Source organism: Anaerophaga thermohalophila str. Valhall (assembly GCF_000250735.1).
Lineage (GTDB): Bacteria > Bacteroidota > Bacteroidia > Bacteroidales > Marinilabiliaceae > Anaerophaga > Anaerophaga thermohalophila_A.
In genome coordinates this window covers 1-6,660 of the sequence record NZ_AHZV01000213.1, presented here as the reverse complement: position 1 = coordinate 6,660, position 6,660 = coordinate 1, and the positions used below count along the sequence as shown (strand labels likewise).

4 protein-coding genes are annotated in these 6,660 nt (G+C 40.7%); 1 reads left to right on the top strand and 3 read right to left on the bottom strand.

Translation table 11 applies throughout. The annotated features are described in order from the left end of the window. Positions 1–131: 131 nt before the first annotated feature. The 3 genes from hflC to OQ5_RS0111630 form a co-directional block, all read right to left on the bottom strand. Positions 132–1,076, bottom strand: a complete 945-nt coding sequence (gene hflC, locus OQ5_RS0111640) for a protease modulator HflC (RefSeq protein WP_016777663.1) — start codon at positions 1,074–1,076, stop codon at positions 132–134. A 215-nt stretch (positions 1,077–1,291) separates the two neighbouring features. Continuing rightward, positions 1,292–2,305 carry an FtsH protease activity modulator HflK gene (gene hflK, locus OQ5_RS0111635; RefSeq protein ID WP_016777662.1) on the bottom strand — a complete coding sequence of 338 codons (1,014 nt, stop codon included), beginning with the start codon at positions 2,303–2,305 and terminating at the stop codon, positions 1,292–1,294. A 28-nt stretch (positions 2,306–2,333) separates the two neighbouring features. After that, positions 2,334–4,559 (bottom strand): bifunctional alpha,alpha-trehalose-phosphate synthase (UDP-forming)/trehalose-phosphatase, encoded by a 2,226-nt coding sequence (locus tag OQ5_RS0111630; protein WP_016777661.1) that lies wholly within the window; start codon positions 4,557–4,559, stop codon positions 2,334–2,336. A gap of 110 nt (positions 4,560–4,669) precedes the next feature. On the opposite strand from OQ5_RS0111630, the gene OQ5_RS0111625 reads away from it, so the two are divergent. After that, positions 4,670–6,475 carry a glycoside hydrolase family 15 protein gene (locus OQ5_RS0111625; RefSeq protein WP_016777660.1) on the top strand — a complete coding sequence of 602 codons (1,806 nt, stop codon included), beginning with the start codon at positions 4,670–4,672 and terminating at the stop codon, positions 6,473–6,475. The last annotated feature ends 185 nt before the right edge of the window (positions 6,476–6,660 follow it).

Sequence of the window (6,660 nt, the reverse complement as noted above, 5' to 3'; positions counted from 1 at the left end):
TATGTGTGTCTGTTCAGAAAGTGCCAGTTGCAAGGCTTGCGAAGCCGCCAAAAACGGAGTTTACTTTTCGTAAATGAGTATTTTGGCGGCGAGCGTAACACAGCAAATGGTACTTTCTGAACAGACACTAATTAGTCTGCATTCTTTAAATAATTATACAAGTCACTTTCTGTTGATAAAATAACATGTGTATTATTATCAAAAGTTTTCTCAAAAGTTTCCATTGACTTCATAAACCTGTACAAAGTACGGGATGCAGCCGATCTATTATAGGCATTGGCATAAATTGCTGCAGCCTCACCGTCTGCCCGTCCCATTATTTCCTCGGCTTCCCTGAAGGCTTGTGATTGTATAGTTTTCAGCTCTCTTTCCTTTTCTCCATTGATTCTGGAAGCTTCTCCCTGACCTTCGGAACGAAACTTGTCTGCAATTCTGTATCGTTCGCTTTTCATCCGTTCATACACCTGGGTTCTTACATCTTCCACGTAATTAATACGTTTAAACCTAAAGTCTAATACTTTTAGTCCAAGGTCAAGCGTTTGCTCATTGGCAGCCTGCAAAATCATTGCCTGTATTTTTTCCCTGCCAACATCAATATTCTCAAGACTATCACCAATTAATTCGCCGATAACACCACTCGACATTGGCGTCCTGTTACTTGTTCTAACCGCTTCTATCAAATTATGATTGGCTATAAAATCGCGGGTTTCGCCATCCAGTATATCGTCTAAACGGGATTGAGCCCCAAGTTCATTTCTTAAACGTTTAAAAAACTGAAGCGGATCAACTATCTGCCAGCGGGCGTATGTATCCACGAAAATGTACTTCTTGTCCTTAGTGGGAATTTGATTGGGATCACCATCCCATTCCAGAAAACGCTTCTCAAAAAAATTGGCAGTCTGAATAAACGGTACCTTAAAGTTCAGCCCCGGGGTTGTTACGGGTTCACCAACAGGTTTTCCAAATTGTGTAACAACTACCTGCTCTGTTTCATTAACGACATATACACTGCTGAGAAAAGTGATAAATGCCAGGAAAGCTACAATTACTATTGCTATTTTTTTATTTCGTTTCATTCGTATAAAATTTAATTTTCAAGGTCCAATGGAACTCGCATGCAGGGAATGATACATATACTTGTTGTAGCAACCTCTGCCAAGCTCGTTTCATCCAAATAAAATTTAGTTATTTCATCGCTTTAATATCTGCCCGACGGCAGATGTGCATGATCGATTTAGATGTTTTTCTGTGTTTCCAAACGACGGCCAAATACTCACCGACTGACAGGTAACTATTTGTCACCTTCTGCAGATGCTGGCGCATTCAGTTTTTTCACATTATCCATTTGCATCTGCAGTAGAGGCAATACATTATTGCCGTCCTGATCGGTAATAATTTTATTGCCAAGTCGGGGTAAAACTTCCTGCATTGTTTCCAGATAAATACGCTGACGGGTAACATCCGGAGCTTTGATGTATTCCGAATACAACTCATTAAATCTGGCAACTTGTCCCTCTGCATTGTTAACGCGTTCTACGGCATATCCTTCGGCTTTCTGAATGGTCTCCTCGGCCTGTCCTTTTGCCCTGGGAATCACTTTATTATATTCTGACTTGGCCTTATTAATTAATGTTTCTTTTTCCTGTTGTGCTTCATTAACCGCATTAAATGCTGCCTTAACCGGATCGGGAGGATTAACATCCTGAAGCACTACCTGATCTATTTTCACACCAAGTTCATAGCTATTGGATAACTCCTGGATCAGTTGCTGCACACTGGAGGCAATCTCGGTCCGACCAACCGTTAAAACTTCATTCACGGTGCGGTCTCCGACAATCTGGCGGACAGCTCCTTCAGAAATATCGCGCAAAGTGGACTGGGGATTGCGAACCTTGAAGAGGAATTTATAGGGGTCATTAATGCGATATTGCACTACCCATTCCACATCAGCAAGATTCAGATCGCCGGTCAGCATCAACGACTCATCCTGTGTTCCGCTTTTAGTATATTGCGAACGCACATTGGCCTCGGTTGTTCTGAAACCAAATTCCAGTTTTTGCTGTCTTTCCACCGGAACTTTATAAACCTGCTCAATAAAAGGTATTTTGAAATTAAGTCCGGGCATCACAGTTTTAGTATATTTCCCAAACCTAACTATAACACCCGCTTCTTCGGGGCCTACCTGAAAAAATCCGCTCCAGGCAATAATCAAAAGAACAACAACAGTTATAATGGAACGGATGTTCTTAAAGATTTTCTTTAAGCCAGGTGACATTTCCTGATTCGAAAATTGAAATTCACTCATAAATAAAAAAGTTAATTGTTTAAAATCCTCAATGATTCTCTGACATAATACGAAGGAAGCTTCTCACAGCATCAACCGTTTCGAGCTTATAGGAAGCACTTGTATGTTTTATGCCAACTTTAATAGTAATTGCTTCGGGTGGTAATTCTCTGAAAAGATATTCATCGGTCCAGTCATCTCCCATAGCCATAATATAATCAAATTGTTTGTTAAGAAGGAACCTGTTCGCCGCAACGCCTTTGTTAATTCCGCCTGTTTTAACCTCAACAACCTTGTTGCCTTCCATAATCTCAAGATTGTGATTGGCCACCAGAGTAGTCAATTCATCTTTCAGCTCATTTGCTCTCAATTCACCCAATTCGGCCTCAGCTTTTTCGTAATGCCAAACCAGGGAATAGTTTTTCTCTTCCAGATAAGTCCCTGGCGTACGAACAACAAAACTGTCGAGAATAGGTCTGACCATTGGCATCCACGAGTTGGTTGCATTGGTCAGCATCTGCCAGTCGCTCCCCCGTTCTCTCATCCAAACGCCGTGCTCGCTGATCAGGCTAACATTGGAACGGTCAAACCATTTGCTTAGTGTTTCTTTATCTCTTCCACTGATCAAAACCACCTCATTGCGGTCATCATTTGTAAGCGCGTCAAGAATTTCGTGAAGTGTATCGTCGGGTGCAGCACTGGGTTCTTCTTCACGCGTGGCTTTCTTAAAATGGGTAAGGGTTCCGTCGTAATCCAGAAATATGGCACGCGATTTAGCTTTTGAAAAATCCTCGAGGAGTTTTTTGGCCAGCGAAGGCGTTATTTTCTTGGCAAGAAAATCACTCTGAATTTGAGTAATCCGTTTAAGAGAAGCAACGAATTGCTCAGCCCATTTAAACACATTATACCGTTTAAGGCGCTTCTGTATCACCGACATTCTTGCCTTTTGCTCTTCCACTGGCATCTCGAGAGCCAGTTTAATAGAATCGGCCACTTCGTCTTCATTATTGGGATTAATCACTATGGCCTCTCCCATCTCTTTTACAACACCTGTCATTTCGCTAATAATCATTACCCCGGTCTGATTGGTACGTGAAGCTACATATTCTTTTGCCACCAGGTTCATTCCGTCGCGTACAGGAGTTAGCAATGCCACATCGCTCATACTGTAAAGTTCCACGAGATTTCCGAAAGGCATAGAACGATAAAAATACCAGACAGGAGAATAATTTACCGAACCGTACAAACCATTAATGCGACCAACCAGTTCATCTACTTCACGCTTGAGCTGCTGATATTGAGGAACCGAATTACGTGAAGGTACAGCCAGCATTACCAAAGTTACTTTAGAGCGATACTCCGGATATTTCTCCAGAAATCTCTCAAATGCTTTCAGTCTGTTTGGAATTCCTTTAGAATAATCCAGGCGGTCTATGGAAAGGATTAATTTCCGATCTGGAGAAACAAGGAAATACTTTTCCAGTTCCTGGTGTAAAGTCGATTTTTCCTGGAGTGGCCTGGACAATGTTTTCAGGGCAGCATCATGAAACTTGTCGTAATCGATTCCCATAGGGAACGCATCGGCCAGCACAATCCGCTCTTCGATGTGTATCTGGTTAAACGATATTTCATATCCAAACAGCCTGCGTACACTACTAAGAAAGTGACGTTCATAATCGTAGGTATGAAAGCCAATTAAATCGGCCCCCAGCAAACCTTTGAGTATCTCATTCCGCCAGGGTAGTATTCTGAATACCTCGTAAGACGGAAAAGGAATATGCAAAAAGAACCCAATGGTAATATCGGGTCTTTTCTCCTTAATCATGCCTGGAACAAGCATCAGCTGATAATCGTGAACCCACACATAATCATTTTCTTCAACAACTTCAAGTGTTTTATCGGCAAACTTTTGGTTCACTTTTACGTAGGACTCCCAAAATTCGGATGAATAATCAACAAACTGGTTGAAATAATGAAAAAGTGGCCATATAGTGCGATTGCAAAAGCCTTCATAGAAGGTATGTACTTCATTGGCTGTAAGTGGAACGGTTTCACATCCCTCTTTTTTCAGCATTTCTTCAATTTCACGAAACTGATCGCTGGTGTAACTCTCGGTAGCCATACCCGGCCAGCCAATCCACCGACCTTCGAAATCCTTATAGACCGATTTCATACCGGTGGCCAGTCCGCCTACACTCGGCTTTAATGACAATTCATTGTTATCGGAAACTATGCTGAATGGCAATCGATTAGAAACGATGTGGAGTTTTTTCATAGGATTATGATTTTTATTTTATTCAAAGTATAGTTCTTTTTTCTTTATTTTACAAACTTTGCACCGTCAAAATAAAACAAAAACCGAACAAATTGAACACTTAAAAGCGCATGAACAATCTAAACTATGGTATTGTCGGCAACGGAAAAAGTGCAGCATTGATATCAAACAAAGGATCCGTTGACTGGTTGTGTTTACCAAAATTTGATTCTCCTTCTGTTTTCGCTTCTCTTCTCGACAAGGAGAAAGGAGGTCATTTTTCTATTATCTCTGTTGCCGGAGCAGAAATTACTCAAAGATATGAATTTCACTCGAATGTTTTGATAACACGTTTTGAATGTGTTGACGGAACATTTGAAATACATGATTTCATGCCACGGTATAAAACGGATAACGGTTCATATTACATACCACCTGATTTGATCAGATACATCAAATGGATTGAAGGCAAACCAAAGATCAGAATCCAATTTGATCCACGTCTGGAATATGCCAGGTATGGTACCAATATCACTTTTAACGGGAAATATGTAAAAGCTTATACATCCAAGGGAAGTTACGATTCGCTCTATCTGTATACCAGCATGGACAAATTATCTGTGGTTGGGCAGTTACCCATTACGATAGAAAAAGATGAGTTTATTCTGATCAGCTATAACCAGAAGTTACTGGCACAAACTATTAGCAGAGCGTATTTGAAGTTACAACGAACAAAAGTCTATTGGCTTAATTGGGCCGAACGAACTACGCGTTTCAAAAAATACAATGACGAAATTATGCGCAGTGCCCTTCTTCTGAAACTTTTAAGCTATCAGAAATCAGGTGCCATTCTTGCCGCCGTAACGACATCAATTCCCGAGACGATTGGGGAAGAACGAAACTGGGACTATCGTTTTTGCTGGATAAGGGATGCATCAATGGTCATCAAAGTAATGACAAAACTGGGGCACTTCAACGTGGCGCACAGATATTTGAATTTCATCATTGATCTGCTCCCCGACAAAGGAGAAAAAATCCAGATAATGTATGGCATTAATGGAGAAAAAAAGCTCACCGAGTATGAATTGCCGCATCTTTCGGGGTATGAAAACAGCAAGCCAGTAAGAATAGGAAATGCAGCCTATAAACAAAAACAAAACGATATTTACGGAATATTGGTGGATGTCATCTATCAGTTATTTCACCTGTTCACTACTTCGCTTGAACACAGCGAAGAGTTGTGGACCATCACACGTAACATCATAAAGGTGGTTGAGACCAACTGGCAAAAGCCCGATAAAGGAATTTGGGAAATTCGCCACAGTACCAAACATTTTACCTTCAGCAAAGTACTCTGCTGGGTGGCTGCCGACCGGGGTATCAAAATTGCAGAGCTACTCCACCAAAAAGAATATATCCAGTCGTGGAGTCGTTTGCGCGATAGAATTAAGAATGATATTCTGAAAAATGCCTGGTCGGAAAAGAAGCAATCCTTCACCCAGGCCTATGGTATTGAAGACCTTGATGCTTCTGCGTTGCTCATGGAGTCTTTCGGCTTTTTAGACGGAGATGATCCTAAATTCAGAAGTACAGTGAAAGCAATTCAAAAAGAACTGGAATACAAAGGGCTCATGTACCGATATAAAAACCATGATGACTTTGGACAGCCTTCATCAGCATTTACCATCTGTTCATTCTGGCTCATCCGTAGCCTTTACATGATTGGCGAGAAGGAAGAAGCCCGGAAAAAATTTGATGAACTGCTCAAATATTCCAATCATCTGGGCATTTTTAGTGAAGACCTGGACTTTGAAAGTAAGCGACTGCTGGGTAATTTTCCACAGGCCTATTCACATCTTGCTTTAATTGATGTGGCCATGCTTCTTGCCGGTGGAGAGATATCGAGCGAGGAGAAAATTTTGGGAAATATTGGATAATAATAGATTGTTAGATGCTATATGTAAGATTATTAGATTATTAGATTGTTAGATTGTTAGATGTAAGATAATTCGTACAACCTTGAAATATTTCATTTTAACAAGCAAACCTTTTTGGACGCAAACAAATGGTTTGCAACGTTTTGCAAAAGTTTAACGGAATATTATGAATAATACTTAAATAA